The organism is Pseudomonas sp. FW300-N2F2, from assembly GCF_017351655.1.
Lineage (GTDB): Bacteria > Pseudomonadota > Gammaproteobacteria > Pseudomonadales > Pseudomonadaceae > Aquipseudomonas > Aquipseudomonas fluorescens_AA.
In genome coordinates this window covers 270,616-289,304 of the sequence record NZ_JACNDQ010000003.1, presented here as the reverse complement: position 1 = coordinate 289,304, position 18,689 = coordinate 270,616, and the positions used below count along the sequence as shown (strand labels likewise).

General features: G+C 62.7%; 13 protein-coding genes. 3 read left to right on the top strand and 10 right to left on the bottom strand.

Translation table 11 applies throughout. The features are described from left to right. Window positions 1-49: 49 nt before the first annotated feature. The 3 genes from hutU to hutC all read right to left on the bottom strand — a co-directional run bounded on the left by hutU (window position 50) and on the right by hutC (window position 3,462). The gene (hutU, locus tag J4E63_RS22125; protein ID WP_039592729.1) at window positions 50-1,738 is read right to left on the bottom strand and encodes a urocanate hydratase; all 1,689 of its coding nucleotides are present in this window, start codon (window positions 1,736-1,738) and stop codon (window positions 50-52) included. Window positions 1,739-2,185: 447 nt separating this feature from the next. Beyond that, window positions 2,186-2,755, bottom strand: coding sequence for a HutD family protein (locus tag J4E63_RS22120; protein WP_103310037.1), 570 nt, complete (start codon window positions 2,753-2,755; stop codon window positions 2,186-2,188). After that, window positions 2,752-3,462, bottom strand: a complete 711-nt coding sequence (hutC, locus tag J4E63_RS22115) for a histidine utilization repressor (RefSeq protein ID WP_170842365.1) — start codon at window positions 3,460-3,462, stop codon at window positions 2,752-2,754. Before hutC ends, J4E63_RS22120 begins: the two co-directional genes overlap by 4 nt. Before the next feature lie 143 nt (window positions 3,463-3,605). On the opposite strand from hutC, the gene J4E63_RS22110 reads away from it, so the two are divergent. Beyond that, a complete protein-coding gene (locus J4E63_RS22110; RefSeq protein ID WP_060739592.1) occupies window positions 3,606-4,970 on the top strand; it encodes a formimidoylglutamate deiminase in 1,365 nt (454 codons plus the stop codon). A gap of 122 nt (window positions 4,971-5,092) precedes the next feature. Here J4E63_RS22110 and J4E63_RS22105 read toward each other — a convergent pair whose 3' ends face one another. Both J4E63_RS22105 and J4E63_RS22100 read right to left on the bottom strand, forming a co-directional pair. Further along, a complete protein-coding gene (locus tag J4E63_RS22105; protein WP_060739593.1) occupies window positions 5,093-5,662 on the bottom strand; it encodes a lipocalin family protein in 570 nt (189 codons plus the stop codon). 31 nt (window positions 5,663-5,693) lie between these two features. Then, window positions 5,694-5,948, bottom strand: coding sequence for a hypothetical protein (locus tag J4E63_RS22100; RefSeq protein WP_003186715.1), 255 nt, complete (start codon window positions 5,946-5,948; stop codon window positions 5,694-5,696). A 284-nt stretch (window positions 5,949-6,232) separates the two neighbouring features. On the opposite strand from J4E63_RS22100, the gene J4E63_RS22095 reads away from it, so the two are divergent. Further along, a complete protein-coding gene (locus J4E63_RS22095; protein ID WP_207283366.1) occupies window positions 6,233-8,125 on the top strand; it encodes a methyl-accepting chemotaxis protein in 1,893 nt (630 codons plus the stop codon). A gap of 113 nt (window positions 8,126-8,238) precedes the next feature. On the opposite strand, the gene J4E63_RS22090 is transcribed toward J4E63_RS22095, so the two are convergent. The 5 genes from J4E63_RS22090 to J4E63_RS22070 form a co-directional block, all read right to left on the bottom strand. Then, window positions 8,239-8,835: a DUF924 family protein gene (locus J4E63_RS22090; protein WP_207283365.1), complete on the bottom strand. Its 597-nt coding sequence runs from the start codon at window positions 8,833-8,835 to the stop codon at window positions 8,239-8,241. 3 nt (window positions 8,836-8,838) lie between these two features. Then, a complete protein-coding gene (locus tag J4E63_RS22085) occupies window positions 8,839-9,849 on the bottom strand; it encodes a class 1 fructose-bisphosphatase (RefSeq protein WP_018607993.1) in 1,011 nt (336 codons plus the stop codon). Window positions 9,850-10,084: 235 nt separating this feature from the next. Then, window positions 10,085-11,467, bottom strand: coding sequence for a DUF3999 domain-containing protein (locus J4E63_RS22080; protein ID WP_207283364.1), 1,383 nt, complete (start codon window positions 11,465-11,467; stop codon window positions 10,085-10,087). Next, entirely contained in the window at window positions 11,464-15,087 is a 3,624-nt protein-coding gene (locus J4E63_RS22075; protein ID WP_207283363.1) for a DUF2339 domain-containing protein, read from the bottom strand. Before J4E63_RS22075 ends, J4E63_RS22080 begins: the two co-directional genes overlap by 4 nt. Before the next feature lie 291 nt (window positions 15,088-15,378). After that, window positions 15,379-17,829, bottom strand: coding sequence for a glycogen/starch/alpha-glucan phosphorylase (locus tag J4E63_RS22070; protein WP_207283362.1), 2,451 nt, complete (start codon window positions 17,827-17,829; stop codon window positions 15,379-15,381). Between the two features lie 254 nt (window positions 17,830-18,083). On the opposite strand from J4E63_RS22070, the gene J4E63_RS22065 reads away from it, so the two are divergent. After that, window positions 18,084-18,521 (top strand): YkgJ family cysteine cluster protein, encoded by a 438-nt coding sequence (locus tag J4E63_RS22065; RefSeq protein ID WP_025211360.1) that lies wholly within the window; start codon window positions 18,084-18,086, stop codon window positions 18,519-18,521. Window positions 18,522-18,689 lie beyond the last annotated feature (168 nt).

The window sequence follows — 18,689 nt, the reverse complement described above, 5'->3', positions numbered from 1 at the left end:
CTGACACGCCCTCATCGCGAGCAAGCTCGCTCCCACAAAGGGGCCGGGGTTATTTGCCGGTGATCATCGGCAAGTTCAGCCCCTGTTCCTTGGCGCAATCGATGGCGATCTGGTAACCGGCATCGGCATGGCGCATCACCCCGGTGCCCGGGTCGTTGTGCAGTACGCGAGCAATACGCTCGGCCGCTTCGTCGGTACCGTCGCAGACGATCACCATGCCCGAATGCTGAGAGAAGCCCATGCCGACGCCACCACCGTGGTGCAGCGACACCCAGGTCGCGCCGCTGGCGGTGTTGAGCAAGGCATTGAGCAGCGGCCAGTCGGAAACGGCGTCGGAGCCGTCCTGCATGGATTCGGTTTCACGGTTCGGGCTGGCCACGGAACCGGAGTCCAGGTGGTCGCGACCGATGACGATCGGCGCCGACAATTCACCGCTGCGTACCATCTCGTTGAAGGCCAGGCCCAACTTGGCGCGCTGGCCCAGGCCGACCCAGCAGATACGTGCCGGCAAGCCCTGGAAGCTGATGCGCTCGCGGGCCATGTCCAGCCAGTTGTGCAGGTGGGCGTCGTCGGGGATCAGTTCCTTGACCTTGGCGTCGGTCTTGTAGATGTCCTGGGGGTCGCCGGACAGCGCAGCCCAACGGAACGGGCCGATGCCACGGCAGAACAGCGGACGGATATACGCCGGGACGAAACCTGGGAAGTCGAAGGCATTTTCGACGCCCTCTTCCTGGGCCATCTGGCGGATGTTGTTGCCGTAGTCGAAAGTCGGCACGCCCATTTTCTGGAAGGCGAGCATGGCTTTGACGTGGACAGCCATCGATTGCTTGGCGGCCTTCACCACGGCAGCGGGCTCGGTCTTGGCGCGGGCACGGTATTCGTCCCAGGTCCAACCGGCCGGCAGGTAACCGTTGAGGGGATCGTGGGCACTGGTCTGGTCGGTGACCATGTCCGGGCGCACACCACGACGGACCATTTCCGGCAGGATTTCGGCAGCGTTCCCACACAGTGCGATGGAAATCGCCTTGCCTTCGGCAGTGTATTTCTCGATGCGCGCCAGGGCGTCGTCGAGGTCTTTGGCTTGCTCGTCGACGTAACGGGTTTTCAGGCGGAAATCGATACTGACCTGCTGGCACTCGATGTTCAGCGAGCACGCACCGGCCAGGGTCGCGGCCAGGGGTTGCGCGCCGCCCATGCCACCCAGGCCGGCGGTCAGGACCCAACGGCCCTTGAGGTTGGAGTCGTAGTGCTGGCGACCGGCCTCGACGAAGGTTTCATAAGTGCCTTGGACGATGCCCTGGCTGCCGATGTAGATCCAGCTGCCGGCGGTCATCTGGCCGTACATGGCCAGGCCCTTGGCGTCGAGTTCGTTGAAGTGTTCCCAACTGGCCCAGTGCGGCACCAGGTTGGAGTTGGCGATCAGTACACGAGGGGCGTTGCTGTGGGTCTTGAACACGCCCACCGGCTTGCCGGATTGCACCAGCAGGGTTTCGTCGTCATTCAGGTTGGTCAGGCTTTCGACGATCTTGTCGTAGCACTCCCAATTGCGCGCCGCGCGGCCGATGCCACCGTAGACCACCAGTTCCTTGGGGTTCTCGGCCACTTCCGGGTCGAGGTTGTTCATCAACATGCGCAGCGGCGCTTCAGTCAGCCAGCTCTTGGCGGTCAGCGTGTTACCGCGAGGGGCGCGGATTTCAACGTCACGGTATTTTTCGGGTTTGCGGGTAGCGTCGGTCACAGCAAAAACTCCTCAGCGATCAATCCAGACCAGCCCGGGCAGTGGGCAGCGATTTAGCGAACGTTGCGTAGAAGATCGGTGACTCATACGCATACGTCTTTACTTGTATGTACAAGCATATGCAATCAAGCGGCCAACTTGTCGAGGACACGTTTGCAGGATGACGTGAGGATTGGCTGAAAGCCCCGTGATTGAGCGGTTTGAGAACCAGATGAAATTTCTGAAGGAGGGATTTATGCAGGAGACAAGCAGGTTCTGGCAGCCCGGCTCTGCGCCACGCTGGGGCATTCGGTAACAAGTTGGTGCGCGCAGAAGGAAACAGTGAGATGGCTTTTGTGGCGAGGGAGCTTGCTCCCGCTGGGCTGCGCAGCGGCCCCCAAGAAGCGACGGGCGCTGCGCCCCCGAGCGGGAGCAAGCTCCCTCGCCACTAGAGCGCTTCGCCGAAAATCAGCGGGCCGTCAGCTCGATCACACAGCATTGGCCGTGGCTGGTGATGTCCAGCAGCCCGGTGTTACCGCTCAATTGCAAGCAGTCGTAGAGGCCCAGGATAACGGCGGACTCGCCAATCTTGATGGTCAATCCCGGGGCCGCGCTGAACACCAGCAACGTCTCCGCTTCGCTGAAGAATCGCTGCTGCCCCCCCACCCACTGCAATCGCGCGCGGTAACGCTGCGGTGCATAGATCAGGTTGAAATCCCGAATGGGGCCGCCCAGCAAGGTGCAATGCACATGGCTCTCGCCGCTGAAGGCAAAGGGGTCCAGCGGGCGCAAAGGCCCCGTGGCCTGGCCATCGACGTTCAGCGTCATACCGTCTCCCTGCAAGACGCTGATGATCCGCTCGTAACCGGCAAACGTGGAAAAACCACCCGACTCACCGATATCGGCAATCGACAGACGCCAGCCGAAACCTTCCAGGCCAGTGCCGGCATCGCGAGTGATTTCCTCGGTGCTGCCACCGCCGTTTTTCCAAGGCATGCGGGGGTAATCTGCTGCGCGTAAAACCTTCAACTGGCTCATTTATGAAAGCGCCCTTCCAGACTGTGACGGGAACCCGGATGGATCAGGCGCGCGGCGGTCACCGGCTGGCGCCCGGACCAGGTGCGGCGGCGGATCAACAGGCAGGGTTCGCCTCGCTCGATCTGCAGCAGTTTGCACTCGCTCGGCTCGGCCAGAATCGCCTCGACCACATGCTCACCCTCGGTCAGCGGCGCGACCTGGTTCAGGTAGGCGTAGGGCGTCTGCAAGGTGAAGTCCTGCTTGAGGTAGTCCGGCGCCACCAGTGCGTTGACGAAACGGTCCTCGATTTGCACAGGGATGTCGTTCTCGAAATGCACGATCAGCGAATGGAACACCTTCTGGCCTTCACGCATGTCCAGGGCCAAGGCACGCTCGGAACCGGCGGCTTCTTCTTCCAGGGTGATGACCTTGCAGGTGTGGCGATGACCACGGGAGGCGATTTCGTCGGCGATGTTATGCACTTCAAACAACGCGGATTGGCTCTTGGGCTCGGCGACGAACGTGCCGACCCCCTGCATGCGCACCAACAGGCCGTCGGCGGTCATTTCCCGCAGGGCACGGTTGATGGTCATGCGACTGAAGCCCAATTGGCTGACCAGCTCGCTTTCCGACGGCACGCGGTAATGCGGCGGCCAGTTTCCACTGTCGATCTGCTGGGTGATCATCTGTTTGACGCGGGCGTACAAGGGCGCCGGACTGTCACCCATGTGTGCGGCCAGCGGCGGTTTGGCAGGCGGAGTCGGCACGGCGGTTCCCTGTTCTGCGAATAAGGTTGCTAGCTTGCCGGAGTTTACCGGCCAGGCAAACGTCTGTATATGTATATACAAATTACGCACGATGAGGTTGAACCATGTCCGCCTTCTTTGCCGAACGCGCGCTGCTGCCTAGTGGATGGGCCCATGATGTACGTCTTGAGGTCGATGCCAAGGGCGTCCTGACCCATATCCAGGCCGGCTCCCACGCAGACGGCGCCGAACGGCTGGGCGGTCCGCTGTTGCCGGGCATGCCGAACCTGCACTCCCATGCCTTTCAACGGGCGATGGCCGGGCTGGCGGAAGTGGCGGGCAATCCCAACGACAGTTTCTGGACCTGGCGCGACTTGATGTACCGCCTCGTCGGAAAAATCAGCCCGGATCAACTCGGCATCATCGCCCGCCAGCTGTACATCGAAATGCTCAAGGCCGGCTACACCTCGGTCGCCGAATTCCATTACGTGCACCATGACACCGACGGCGCACCCTACGCCGACCCGGCGGAGCTGGCCCTGCGCATCAGCCACGCCGCCAGCGCCGCCGGCATCGGCCTGACCCTGCTACCGGTGCTCTACAGCCATTCCGGTTTTGGCGGCCAGGCGCCCAATGACGGGCAGCGCCGGTTCATCAACAGCACCGAAAACTACTTGAAGCTTCAGTCACGCTTGCAACCGATCCTGGCCGGGCAACCGGCCCAGGCCCTGGGCTTGTGTTTCCACTCGCTGCGCGCCGTGACACCGGGGCAGATCCAGGACGTGCTGGCCGCCAGCGACCGTGATTGCCCGGTGCACATCCACATCGCCGAGCAGCAGAAGGAAGTCGATGACTGCCTGAGCTGGAGCGGCGCCCGCCCGCTGCAATGGCTGTACGAAAACACCGAAGTCGACCAGCGCTGGTGCCTGGTGCACGCCACCCATGCCAACGCCCAGGAAGTCAGCCTTATGGCCAAGAGCCGGGCGATTGCCGGCCTGTGCCTGACCACCGAAGCCAACCTGGGGGACGGGATTTTCCCGGCCGTGGATTTCCTCGCCCAGGGCGGGCGCCTGGGTATCGGCTCCGACAGCCATGTGTCCTTGAGCGTGGTCGAAGAATTGCGCTGGCTGGAATATGGCCAGCGCCTGCGTGACCAACGGCGCAACCGCTTGTATCGGGCGGATCAGCCGATGGTCGGCCGCACCTTGTTCGATGCGGCATTGGAAGGCGGCGCCCAGGCCCTGGGGCAACCGGTCGGCGCCCTCGACATCGGCAAGCGCGCCGACTGGCTGGTGCTCGATGGCAACGATCCGTACCTGGCCACGGCCAATGGCGACGGGATTCTCAATCGCTGGTTGTTTGCCGGCGGCGATCGTCAGGTGCGGGATGTGATGGTCGGTGGACGGTGGGTTGTGCGTGATGGGCGCCATGCCGGCGAAGAGGAAAGCGCTCGGGCGTTTACCCAGGTATTGCGCGAACTTCTAGACTGACGCGGATAAAAAAATGTGGGAGCGAGCTTGCTCGCGATGAGGCCTTCACATTCAACACTGAGGTTGGCTGGAAGTCCGTCATCGCGAGCAAGCTCGCTCCCACATGGGTTCTCAGGAGCTGATCAATTCGAAGTCTTGGCCATCTGCCGATCCGACGCGCGCCAGATCAGTCGTGTCGTGTCATAGCCCTGCTGGCGCGCCTTGCTCAGCAGCTCCTCGCGCACGACGCTATTGACGGTCGGTGTGCGGGACAGCAGCCACATGTAGCGGCGGCTCGGGTCGCCGACGATGGCGGTCTTGTAGTCATCGCTGACGTACAGCACCCAATATTGCCCTTTCGCCACGCCTGGCACGATCCGTGAAAACCAGTTGTCGAACTCGACCCAGAGCTTGTCGGTCTTGCCCGGCACCTGCGGCGTGGCCGTGCCCCTGGCCTCCTCCCACTGCCAGTCCGAGGTCAGGCAGCGATTGAGCACACCCACGTTGCCGTCTGGCTTGAGGATGTAGTGAGCTTCCGATTGCGCGCAATTGCGCTGGAAATACATGGGCAGACGGGCCAACTCATACCAGGTCCCTTGGTAACGCTTGAGGTTGACGCTGTTGACCGTCTTGGGCGCCAACGGATCTTCGCCAGAAGTGGCACAGCCGGCCAATACCAGGCCAGCCAAAAGTACAAAAACTAACCGCATCATTATTTTTCTCCCGCAGGCCTCTGGCCTCGGTTTACTTCAGGCCTTGGCCGGAAAACATCAACACTTTGTCACCGGCGTACTGCACGCTGATAAAGCTTTTCTGGTCGCCCCAGGTACAGCTGGACATGCCGAGTGCGCCTGAACAATCGGTCGGTTTCCCCAGCAACGTTTCGACTTCGGCCTTGGGCATGCCAGCCGACAGTTTCGAATAGTTTTCCTGGTTGACCTTGCTGCATGCGGTCAACACGACGCACATAAACAGCAGAGCGATAGATCGCAGCGACATGGTGTAACTCCTGGAACGGAAGGGAGGTGGCAGGGTGCCAACCTGATCCTTAGAAGAGAAAACCCCTATCTGGTTCCCTGACACCCCCAGTATTTATTGGCTGTGCAGAGGTGTTTCATCGATGAATCACCCGGTTTGTGACGCCGTCGTACCTTTCGTCGGGACTGAGGCCCTGGCGCCTGATGGGCCGGGCTTTTGCGCCGATAAAAAGTCACAGCGCAAAATCCCGCGCTATGGCAAATTGACAGCCCTCCCTGACCCGCCCCTTCGCAGTAGTGTTCTTAATGACCAGAAACATGAAATTCAGCCATAAAATCCTGCTGGCTGCCGCCCTCGTGGTGGCCGTTGCATTCGCCTGTTTCATCCTGTTCAACGACTATCGTCAACGCCAGAGCCTGCACGCCAGCACCGAGACCTCCATGCAGGAGCTCGGCAACCTGACCAGCCGTAACATCCAGACGTGGGTCGACGGCCGTATCCAATTGCTGCAGTCGCTGGCCCAGCAGATCGCCGTGGACGGCAACAGCGCCGACAGCCTCAAGCGTGCCGTGGGCCTGCCGGCGTACACCGGCAATTTTCAGCTCAGCTATTTCGGCGGCACTGACGGCGTGATGTTCTCGGTACCGGCCGGCAATCGCGCCGCCGACTACGACCCGCGCGCCCGTGGCTGGTACAAGGCCGCCAACAGCGCACAGCAAACCATCGTCACCGAACCGTACATCGCCGCCTCGTCGGGCAAACTGGTGATCACCGTCGCCACGCCGGTACAGCGCCAGGGGCAGATGATCGGCGTGGCCGGTGCGGACATCGACCTGTCCAGTATCAGCGCCATCATCAACTCGCTGAACTTCGGCGGCCACGGCCACGCGTTCATCGTCAGCGCCGACGGCAAGATCCTGATCCACCCCGACAGCAAGCGCGTGCTCAAGACCCTGGCCGAGGCCTACCCCAACGGCGCGCCGCAAATCAGCCCAGGCGTGAAGGAAGTCGACCTCGACGGCCAGACCCAATTCATTTCCTTCACCCGCGTCAACGGCGTGCCGGGCGCCGACTGGTACGTGGCGCTGGTGCTCGACAAGGACACCGCGCTGGCGATGCTCAGTGAGTTCCGTACGTCGGCGCTGATCGCCATGGTCATCGCGGTGGTGTTCATCATCGCCCTGCTGGGCATGTTGATCCGCGTGCTGATGCAACCGCTGCTGACCATGGGCCGCGCCATGCATGACATCGCCGAAGGCGAAGGCGACCTGACCCGGCGCCTGGTCATTCACGGCCATGACGAATTCGGCGCACTGGGCACGTCGTTCAACCGTTTTGTCGAACGCATTCACACCTCGATCCGCGAAGTGGCCTCGGCCACCGGCCAGGTCAACGAAGTCGCCTTGCGCGTGGTCAGTGCGTCCAACTCGTCGATGTTCAACTCCGACCAGCAGGCGTCGCGCACCAGCAGCGTGGCCGCGGCCATCAACCAGCTTGGCGCCGCCGCCCAGGAAATCGCCCAGAACGCCGCCCTCGCCTCGCAACATTCCAGCGAGGCCCGCAACCTGGCCGAAGACGGCCAGCAAGTCGTGGATAAAACCATCGCGGCCATGCAGCAGTTGTCGGCCAAGATCAGCGATTCGTGCGGCAACATCGAAACCCTGAACAGCAACACAGTGAACATCGGCCAGATCCTCGAGGTGATCACCAGCATTTCCCAGCAGACCAACCTGCTCGCCCTCAACGCCGCCATCGAAGCGGCGCGGGCCGGTGAAGCCGGGCGCGGCTTCGCGGTGGTGGCCGATGAAGTGCGCAACCTGGCGCACCGCACCCAGGACTCGGCGCAGCAAGTGCAGAAGATGATCGAAGAGCTGCAAGTCGGCGCACGGGAAGCGGTGCTGACCATGACCGATAGCCAGCGCCAGAGCGAAAGCAGCGTCGGCATCGCCAACCAGGCCGGCGAGCGACTGGGCAGCGTGACCCAGCGTATCGGTGAAATCGACGGCATGAACCAATCCGTGGCCACCGCCACCGAAGAACAGACCGCCGTGGTGGAGTCGATCAACGTCGACATCACCGAGATCAACACGCTGAACCAGGAAGGCGTGGAAAACCTGCAGGCCACCTTGCGGGCCTGTGCCGACCTCGAACAGCAGGCGGCGCGGTTGAAGCAGTTGGTGGGTAGTTTCAGGATCTAGCGCTTTCAAGACCGCCATCGCGAGCAAGCTCGCTCCCACAGTTGACCGCGCTCGAAGTCATCAATGTGGGAGCGAGCTTGCTCGCGATAGCGGCGTCAGCTAGATCGAAAGAATCAGAACCTGGACCCAGGCCTGTTCAAAAACTCGATTTCCTCAGCCGTGGACTCGCGCCCCAACACCGCATTGCGATGGGGGAACCGTCCAAACCGGGCAATGATCTTCTGGTGCCGCTCGGCATAATCCAGGTTGTCTTCAAACACCGCCCGCTCCGCCTCCGGTTGCTCTCGGACCAGGTCGATAAACCGCGACACAGCCTCGTTCTGCACCGCCAGGTTTTCGCAGTGTTCGAGTACCAGATAGATGAACACGCGCTGGATCGGCTTGAGTTGCCGGTCGAAACCCGCCGCCAGGCCTTGGGCGACCAGCGCTTGGGCACGCAGGTCGCCGGAAAAAGCCTTGGGGGTGTCGCGAAAGATCATCCGCGGGAGTTGATCGAGCAGTAGCACCAGGGCCAGCCTACCTTCCGGGCGTTGCGCCCAATCGGTCAATCCGCCGGCCAGTGCCTGCTCGACCCGATCACCGAAGCGCTCTTGCGCCTGGCGATCATGGCCTTTGCCGAACCACAGCTTGCCCCTGTCAGCCGATATTTCGTCCGGTGTCTGGGCTGCACCAAACCACCAATCGAGCAACGGCTGCCAGGGCTCGGCCATGATTTATTCCTTGTGGTAAGCCGTGGCGCGAGCCACTTCTTCCTTCGAACCGAGGAACACGGCCACGCGCTGGTGCAGACCTTCAGGCTTGATATCGAGAATGCGCTGGTGACCGTCGGTGGAAGCACCACCCGCCTGCTCCACCAGGAACGACATCGGGTTGGCTTCGTACATCAGGCGCAGCTTGCCCGGCTTGGACGGCTCGCGGCTGTCGCGCGGGTACATGAACAAGCCACCACGGGTCAGGATCCGGTGCACGTCGGCAACCATCGCGGCGACCCAGCGCATGTTGTAGTTCTTCTTCAGCGGGCCTTCTTCGCCTGCCAGCAATTCTTCGACGTAGCGTTTCACCGGGGCTTCCCAGTGACGCTGGTTGGACATGTTGATGGCGAATTCCTGGGTGGTCTCAGGAATGGTGATGTCTTCGTGGGTCAGTACGAAGCTGCCCATCTCGCGGTCCAGGGTGAAGCCCTTGACGCCGTCACCCAGGGTCAGCACCAGCATGGTCTGGGGGCCGTAGATGGCATAACCGGCGGCGACCTGCTCGGTGCCCGGCTGCAGGAAGGCCTTTTCATTCAAGGCTTCGTTCTGGCTCAAGTACTCGTTCGGGCAGCGCAGTACCGAGAAGATGGTGCCGACCGGCGCGTTGATGTCGATGTTCGACGAACCGTCCAGTGGGTCGAACACCAGCAGGTAGGCACCCTTGGGGTATTTGCCCGGGATCTGGTAGGCATTGTCCATTTCCTCGGACGCCATGCCGGCCAGGTGACCGCCCCATTCGTTGGCTTCGAGCAGGATTTCGTTGGACAGCACGTCGAGCTTCTTCTGCACTTCACCCTGCACGTTTTCGGTGCCCATGCTGCCCAGGACACCACCCAACGCGCCTTTGGAAACGGCGTGGCTGATTTCCTTGCACGCACGCGCCACCACTTCGATCAGAAAGCGCAGATCGGCAGGGGTGTTGTTGCTACGGGTCTGCTCAATCAAATAGCGACTCAAGGTAACGCGGGACATGGACGGCTCCGAAGAATAGGGGGCGGAAAAACCAGCGCAGTTTAGCGCGAGTCGGGACTTAATTCCTCCTATGAGACGGGATATGGAGGATTGAGTTCACGGCGTGGCGGCTCGCTTGGATATTTCTGTCGATTGAGAGGACGCCATCGCGAGCAAGCTCGCTCCCACAGTTGACCGGGTTGTATCGACGAACGCGGTCTATTGTGGGAGCGAGCTTGCTCGCGATGAACGCACCTCAGCTCTTGACCGGCGGCTTGCGAAGCAGGCTGAACGCCATCGCCGCGAGGAACAGCACGCTCAGCAGCAACACCGCCCACAAGCCGATTTTCTTCCAGTTGGTATCGACCGTCGCAGGCGCGGTGGCGGTTGCAGGGGTCGCAGTTGGCGTCGACGTAGCCGCGCCGTTCACCGTCGCCGTCCCCAGCGTCGCCAGGCGCGACGGTTTGTAATCAGGCACCAGCGTGCTCAATGGCAAGCTGGCCGCTTTGACTGTCGCGCTGCCCAGCGCCAGGCGGTAAGGCCCTTCGCCCCGCGCCAGGAACACCACCTGGGTCGGGCGTACGGCAAAGCGCAGGGCCGGGGCTTCGGTTCCCAGGCCGCCGCCACGCTCGTCCACGGTCAGTTTCAATTGCTGCACGGTCTGGCCGGACAGCTGCAATTGGTTTTGCAGCACATCCTGGCCGTTCTGGGTCAGGCGATAGAGCAAGCCACTGCCCATTGGCTGCCACGGATGGCTGCTTTCACGGCGACCGGCCAGGGTCACCGGCGCCAGGCTGTTGGCCTGGCTCAGTTCGACCTGCACTTGTTCGATGTTCAGCCCCATGGGCAACTGCCAGGTGTACTCACCGGCCTTCGTCGTGCTGCCGGCCAACGGTTGCGACCAGACCAGCGGCAACGGCAGGCTTTCGCGGCTGGCGCTGTGCAGTTGGGCCGAGGTCAGCACCGGCGCGGAGGACGGCGAATCCCACAGCAACCGCAGATAGCGCGCCGGTTGCCCCGGCAGGTTCACTTCATGCTGCTCGACCCGCTCATCGGCAAAGGTCAAGCGCGCCACCTGGCCTTCACCCCAGGATTGCCAGTGCTGCAAGTCGTCACTGGCTTCGATGGTGAACCGCTGGAAGCCGTCGCGCTCGCTGGTCCAGTCGAGGATCAACTGCTGCAGCGGCGCCTTGATCGCGCTGGCATCCAGCAACCAGCCACGCAACTCTTCCTCCCCGGCTTCGAGCCGGCTGGAGGGCTGGACTTCCACCAAGGTGCCGTTGGCGTTCGATTGCACCCGCACACTGGGCGCACGCTCGTTGTCATCGGCGGCGTTGTACAGCGGGAACCACTTCACGTCGGTGAGGGTGCGGTTTTCCCGGCTCTGGGCCGACTCGCGCACCAAGGCATAGGCCTGGGCCTGCCCGGCGGCGTTGAAGACGCGCAGGTCGCTCAGGTCGGTCTGCCGCGCCTGCAACTGCACGTCCAGTGGCAACGGCAGGCGATACCACGGCCCTTCGCCGCTCAGGGCCAACGGCACTTGATGAGCGAAATCCGCCGGTTGCTCCTGGGCCGTAGCCGACAACGCCACCCACAATCCGACCACGCCCAGTCCGATCCGATTCAACTTGCGACTCAAGATGACACTCCCTCACTGACAGGCATAGGCGGCTCATCCTGGGCGACCGTCTCCGGGCGCTTGGGCGGCAGCGGCGCGAAGTAGCCCACCACCAATAGCAATACACCCACGCCGATGAACGACACGATCCGCGCCAGACCGCCACGGTTACTCAATTCGACAAAGAACAGCTTGGCCACGACCACGGCGATCAACGCCGCACCGATCAGCCACACTTCACGGCGATGGCGCAGATGCCCACCGATCATCAGGCCCAGGGCGATCAAGGTCCAGACAATGGACAACCCGGCCTGCACGAACATCGACTCGAGCAGCGCGTCCAGCTCGTATGGCACCCCCATCCACTGGTGGGCCGTGCGCATCACCAGGGCGGTGAAGAACGCGAACAGCGACACACCGGCGATCAACTGGGCGATGTGCCCGACGCGATTCCAGCCATTCGTCGATTGCTCCACGGCGTTGCGAGCCCACACATAGATACCGAACAAGGCAAACAGCAGGCCCAGCTCCAAGGGATTGAGCAACGGCACATAAGGCAGTGGCTCTGAGTTGCCATCGCTGAAGGTGTTGGTCAGCCAGAACCAACCGAGCATCAACAGCGCCATGGGCGCCGCCGCATAGACACGATATTCCCGTGGTTGTGCCGAAACCGGCCATGGCAAGGTACGCGGCGTGGCCATCAGCACCAGATAAAGACCTGGCAGGATCGCCCAGGCCAGCCAGCGCCAAGCGTTGTACTGCTCGGACAGCAACAGCAGGCCGTAACGCAACTCCAGCATCAACACCGCCATCAGCAACCAGCACCCGAGTACGTGGGCCGTACTGCGCGCCCGGGCCGGCAGCACCGGCGCCAGGCGCTTGAGCGAGAGGAAATGCACGGCGAATACCGCCAGCCAGGCCAGCCAGCCAAAGTCCGCCGCCGGGTGGTAGCGGCTATCCCACGCTGCGACAAGCACACAGCCCGCCGCCGGGATCAACAGGGTGCACAGCAGCCCCAGTGCCGGCCATTTCAACCGCAGCGACAAAACGCTCCACACCGCCACGCTGATGGCCGCGACCAACAACAGCAAGCTGCCTTGCAGGTTCGCCGGGGCAAAACGCAGCACTTCGCTGACCCACGCCAGCGCCCACCAACCCGCGCCCCAGATCAGCAACAGCTCGGACAGGCGCTGCAAGCTCAAGGCGTCCAGCTCCTGCGCCGCGTGCGCCCGTTGCAGGCGCCACGCACCCACCAGCGCCGCCAGCCCCAGGACCAGCGGCGTCCAGAACCCGCTGTGGGCCAGGGGTCGCAGATCCTCGGCATTGAGCGGGCCCAGCAACGCCGGCCCCGCCGTCAGGAACGCCGCACCGCCCAGCAGTTGCAACAACAGGCCGAAGACAAAGCTCACGCGCTGTTTCAGGTACAGGCTCAGCCAGATGATCAACAGCCCACTGGCCGCCCACACACCGCTCGCGGTTTGCCAGGGCAGGACGAACAGCACCGCGAGGTTGATCAGCACCAGCCCCGCCAGCAGCACCACCGACAAGCCGCGCAGCAATCGGACATCGTTGCGCACCATGTCGTCGCGCGCCGCCAGCAACATGCCGCCAATCAACGCCAGACCGATCAGGGAAGCGCTGAGCAAACCGCTCCAGCCCGCGCTGAACACCGCCGCCGAATCGCCCTCGGCGCCTTGCAGGCGCAACAGGAACAATGCGCCGCCGAGCAATTGCACCGCGAACGCGGTGAACAGGAAGCTGCGCGATTGCAGGCGCAGACCGACAAACAACGTCGCCAATCCGGCCAGGGCCCAGGCGATGGCCGTGCCGTGGGTGAAGAAGAACAACGGTGCCAGCAGATAGAGGAAACTCAAGCCCAGCACCGCCAGCACCGGCAGGCCTTGGCGCTCCCAAGCCGCAGTGTGTTCAGGGGCGGCCTTGCGCAGTTGGTAGAACGTGAACAGTAAAGCGCCGCCGAGCATCAACGCCCCCAACGGTGAGCCGTCGAGCAGGCTGCTTTCGCCAGATCGCAATTCGCTGAGGAAGGCCAGCGCCGAACCCAATTGCAGCAGCAAAGCAAAGGCTCGTGCGAAAGGTCGTTGCTGACGCAGGCCCAGCCAGAAAATCCCCGCGCCCTCCACGGCCCAGGCCGCGGCGGTCCAACGGGCGTCGAGCCCCAAGGGAATCGCCAGGCTGGAAAAAATCACCCCCAGGGCCAGGCAGGTTTCCGCCAACAACAAGGCGCGGCCGCCCATCAATAGCCGCGCCAGGCCCATGTAGATCATGCCCAGGGCCAGGGCGCTGAAGGCAGCGGCGAACTCCAGGTGCTGCACCAACGCGAACTGCAAGCCGAAGCCCACCAGCGGCGGGGCGAACAGCATCGTGCCGTCCACGTAATCGCCCTTGCGCGCCGACCAGCGCAACAACGCGTCGCGGCTGCCCTCTTCGGGGGCGTCGTTCATTTCCAGCAGCTTGCGGCGGGTGAACAGCAAGCCAATCGCCAGGTAGATGAGGAAGAACAGAATCAGGAACGGCTCGGTGCTCCAGAGCAGTTCTGGCGTGTAGGAACGCAGGCCCCAGGCGAAACCGATGCCGAAGGTGCCGACAAAACCGATCAGGTTGAGCAGGCGCCAGGTCTTGAACCAGGCTATCGCGAGAATGCCGGCATTGAGCAGGATGAAATAACTGAACAGCGCGACGTGGTTGCCGCTGCCGGTAGAGGTCAGGATCGGCGCGGCGAACCCGCCCAGTGCCGCCGCCGCAGCCAGGCCCAGGGCATTCTGGGTAACCGCCAGGATCGCCGAGAACACCGTCACCGCCACCAGTAAGCCCAGGGCCGCCTTGGAATCGAGCAACGGATGCAAGCGCATGGCGGCGAACACCGTCAGGTACAACACGGCGATCCCGGTGCCCTGGAGCATCAGCGCATAACTGTTGTTGCGCTGGCGCAACCACCAGCCCAGGCCCAACAGGCCCAGCGCACTGGCTGCGACGCCGGCGTAACGCAATTCGATCGGCACCACCATGCCTTCGGTGGCATAGCGCAGCAAAAACGCCAGGCCGAGGAACAACAACACCACGCCGACCCGCAGCACCGTATTGCCGCCGAACAACCAGTTGCGCGCACCGATGATGGCGCGGTCGAACAGATTCGGACCACGTGGGGCCGCCGGCTCCGCAATCATTGGCTCCAGAGGCAGAGGGGCAAAATCGCGCTCGGCACGCCGACTGGACGTCTCTGGCGCGGGCTTCCAAATGTCATCGGGCAACGGCTGGCTGGCCTGGGTGGCCATCGCGGGAGCGGGTTCGAGGTCTGACGGCAATTCCCAGACGAGCTCCGGTTCGGTGCGCGTTGCGGGCTTCGCGGCCTGGGGCACGACAACCTCGGGCGCGGGGGCCGGATCACTCGGTTCGGCCACCTTGCCGCGTTCGAGTACCGCCAGGCGGCCCTCCAACGTGAGCAAGCTCTGCTGGGCCTCTTGCAACAAGATCTGTTGCTTGGCCGCCTGGACACCCAGGCGCCCCAATCGAAACGCCTGGGCGATGCCAAGCCCCACCAGTGCGCCTATCAGCGCATCGGCGAACGACTCGTCCACCACCCAGCCGAGTGCCAGGCCCAACAACGTCAAGATCCATTGCATGGTTGATATCCCTAAGCGGCCCGTTGCGGGCATGACCGGGGTGATGCGATGCCTGGATCAGTCTAGTGGAAACCCCCAAACCCTGTGGGAGCGAGCTTGCTCGCGATAGCGGCATGACAGACACCTTAAGGCTGACTGATACACCGCTATCGCGAGCAAGCTCGCTCCCACATTGGAATGTTGGCGCTGCCAATTGCTGAGTCCGGCCAAACAGCCCGGCGAAACTGGCGCCTAGTATATCGACGAAGCCCAACCGCCGTTGGGCTTCGCTCACATTTCTTGCAGCAAATGCTACTCCAGGGCTTTCCAGATGTCGGTGGCATATTCGCGGATGGTCCGGTCCGAGGAGAACCAACCCATGCGCGCGGTGTTGAGCACCGCCGAACGCCACCACTGCTTGTCGTCGTGCCAACGCTCTTCGACCCGGGCCTGGGCGTTCCAGTACGAGTCGAAGTCGGCACAAACCAGGAAGCGGTCATAGTCCACCAGCGAATCGACAAGCCCGGCGTAGCGCATCGGATCATCCGGCGAGAACACCCCGCCGCGAATCGCCTGCAATACATCGTTCAGGCGATGGGAGGCGGCGATGTCCGGCGCAGCGCTGAACTCACCGTTTTGCTTGCGCGCTTCCACTTGCTCAGCCGTCAGGCCGAAAATGAACATGTGCTCGCCACCGACGCGCTCATGCATCTCCACGTTGGCGCCATCCATGGTACCGATGGTCAGCGCGCCGTTGAGGCCGAACTTCATGTTGCTGGTGCCCGACGCTTCGAAGCCGGCCGTGGAAATCTGCTCCGACAGGTCCGCCGCCGGAATGATGCTTTCGGCCAGGCTGACGTTGTAGTTGGGCAGGAACACTACTTTGAGCAAACCGCGCACGGTCGGATCGTTGTTCACCACCCGGGCGATGTCGTTGGTCAGCTTGATGATCAGCTTGGCCTGGTGATAACTGGCGGCGGCCTTGCCGGCGAAGATCTTCACCCGCGGCACCCAGTCCACTTCCGGCTCGGCACGGATCGCCTGGTACAGCGCCACGGTGTGCATCAGGTTGAGCAACTGGCGCTTGTATTCGTGGATCCGCTTGACCTGCACGTCGAACATCGCCGCCGGGTTCACGGCAATGCCCAGTCGCTCGTGGATCAGGTAAGCCAGGGCTTTCTTGCTGTGCAGGCGCTGCTCGGCGAACTGCTTGCGAAACGCCGGCTTGTCGGCAAACGGTTCCAGTTCGATCAGGCGCTCCTCGGGGTTGTCGAGCACGCTCGGGCCAAGGGCGTCGACCATCATCGAGGTCAATTCGGCGTTGGCCTGGAACAACCAGCGGCGGAAGGTGATGCCGTTGGTCTTGTTGTTGATCCGATCCGGATAGAGCTTGTGCAGCTCGGAGAACACCGTGCTGCGCATCAGTTGCGTGTGCAACCCGGACACGCCGTTGACGCTGTGGGAACCGAGGAACGCCAGGTTGCCCATCCGCACCCGCCGCCCGTTGTCCTCTTCGATCAGCGAAACCGAGCGCAGCACGTCGAAATCGTGCACGCCTTTGGCCCGCAGCGAATCGATGTGCTGGGCGTTGATCAGGTAGATGATCTGCATGTGCCGGGGCAACATGCGCTCCATCAGCCCCACCGGCCAGGTCTCCAGGGCTTCGGGCAGCAGTGTGTGGTTGGTGTAGGACAGCGTGTCCTGGGTGATCTGCCAGGCCGCATCCCAGGCCACGTCATAGACATCCACCAATTGCCGCATCAGCTCGGCCACGGCGATGGACGGGTGCGTGTCGTTGAGCTGGATCGCCGCATGGTCGCCCAGGGTCAGCACCGAGGTGTGCATGTTGCGATGGCGGCGCAGCAAGTCCTGCAACGAGGCGGCGACAAAGAAATATTCCTGGCGCAGGCGCAATTCCTGGCCGGCTTCGGTGCTGTCGGCCGGATAGAGGACGCGGGAAATACTTTCGGCCCGAGCCACTTCCGCCACCGCGCCCAAGTGGTCGCCGGCGTTGAAGCGTTCCAGGTGCAAGTCTTCCACGGCCCGGGCGCGCCACAGGCGCAGGGTGTTGACGCTGGCACCGCGCCAACCCACCACCGGCGTGTCGTAGGCGATGGCCCGCACGGTTTCGGCCGGGGACCAGACTTGCCGGGTCTTGCCGGCCTCATCGGTCACGGTCTCGACGCTGCCGCCAAAACCGATCGGGTAGACCACCTCCGGCCGCTCGAACTCCCACGGGTTGCCGAAATCCAGCCAATGCTCGGTCTGCTCCTGCTGCCAGCCATCGACAATCGCCTGGCGGAACAGGCCGTGCTCATAACGAATGCCGTAGCCATGGCCAGCGATGCCCAGTGTGGACATGCTTTCCATGAAACACGCCGCCAAGCGGCCAAGACCACCGTTGCCCAGCGCCGCATCGGGTTCGAGCAGACGGATGCGCTCCAGGTCCACGCCCAGCTCGGTCAGGGCCTCGCGCGCGGTGTCCAGCAGGCCAAGGTTGCTCAGGCTGTCGTAGAGCAAGCGGCCGATGAGGAATTCCAGGGAGAGGTAATAGACGCGCTTCTGGCCCTTGCGGTAGATCTGCCGCGTGTGGTCCATCCAGTGTTCGACCATGTGGTCGCGGGCGGCCAGGGCAATGGCTTCGAACCAATCGTGATCAAACGCATGATCCGGGTCCTTGCCGACGGCGTAAGTGAGTTTGGTCAACACGGCGTCGCGAAATGCCGCAACTTCAGCTTCGCGAACAAGTGGTTCTTGAGTCATTGATGAGACCTCGAACGAGCATGGAATTGTCTGAGCCTAGTCGGTCTGACAGACGGTACAGGCTCTTGGTTCGGTGGATTCCCCCGAGTGCCGGAGAATCGTCGCCAGAGAGTTGCCGGTTGGGCAAATGAATGCAGGGGCCGTGCCGGTCCTCGAGCGTTTTAGCGCAGATGAAAAAAAACCGGCAGATGGTCGTTCAAAATTTCACCAGTCCCGGTATGATCGCGCGCCCTGATGCATGCTGGTAAACCGTGATGATGAAGCCCAACCTGATCGCCGCCGCGGAGATCGACCGACTCGATACCTGGGCCAAGTACTCCGCCCCGATGTGCGGTTCCTGCGTATCGAGCTGCTGCACGCTGCCGGTGGAGGCCAAGATCAAGGACCTGATCCGGATCGGCATCGTCGATGAGTTCGAACTGGGCGACCCGCCGAAGAACATCGCCAAGCGCCTGCAAAAGGAAGGGATCGTCGAGCGCTACAACCAGAAGTCGGAAATTTTCACGCTCCAGCGCATGAGCAACAACGATTGCCTTTATCTGGACCGCAAGAGCCGGTTGTGCACCATTTACGAGAAGCGCCCGGACACCTGCCGCAACCATCCGCGGATTGGGCCACGGCCGGGGTATTGTGCCTACAAGCCCAAGGAAGTGGAGCGCGAGCGGAATCCGCGGACGTTGGACAAATTCTGATCGACAGCTGGTTCAGCGGTGCCTGAGCCGACGCCATCGCGAGCAAGCTCGCTCCCACAGGGGATTCCTGTCGGACACAACATCTGTACCCACTGCAAATCCACTGTGGGAGCGAGCCTGCTCGCGATAGGGCCCTGACAGGCGCTACATCACTTCCAGGCATAAAAA

Coding starts and splice junctions, on each gene's coding strand:
- J4E63_RS22120 (WP_103310037.1), bottom strand. CDS start 2,755: ATGAGCCAGTTGAAGGTTTTACGCGCAGCAGATTACCCCCGCATGCCT.
- hutC (WP_170842365.1), bottom strand. CDS start 3,462: ATGGGTGACAGTCCGGCGCCCTTGTACGCCCGCGTCAAACAGATGATC.
- J4E63_RS22110 (WP_060739592.1), top strand. CDS start 3,606: ATGTCCGCCTTCTTTGCCGAACGCGCGCTGCTGCCTAGTGGATGGGCC.
- J4E63_RS22105 (WP_060739593.1), bottom strand. CDS start 5,662: ATGATGCGGTTAGTTTTTGTACTTTTGGCTGGCCTGGTATTGGCCGGC.
- J4E63_RS22100 (WP_003186715.1), bottom strand. CDS start 5,948: ATGTCGCTGCGATCTATCGCTCTGCTGTTTATGTGCGTCGTGTTGACC.
- J4E63_RS22095 (WP_207283366.1), top strand. CDS start 6,233: ATGACCAGAAACATGAAATTCAGCCATAAAATCCTGCTGGCTGCCGCC.
- J4E63_RS22090 (WP_207283365.1), bottom strand. CDS start 8,835: ATGGCCGAGCCCTGGCAGCCGTTGCTCGATTGGTGGTTTGGTGCAGCC.
- J4E63_RS22085 (WP_018607993.1), bottom strand. CDS start 9,849: ATGTCCCGCGTTACCTTGAGTCGCTATTTGATTGAGCAGACCCGTAGC.
- J4E63_RS22075 (WP_207283363.1), bottom strand. CDS start 15,087: ATGCAATGGATCTTGACGTTGTTGGGCCTGGCACTCGGCTGGGTGGTG.
- J4E63_RS22070 (WP_207283362.1), bottom strand. CDS start 17,829: ATGACTCAAGAACCACTTGTTCGCGAAGCTGAAGTTGCGGCATTTCGC.
- J4E63_RS22065 (WP_025211360.1), top strand. CDS start 18,084: ATGATGAAGCCCAACCTGATCGCCGCCGCGGAGATCGACCGACTCGAT.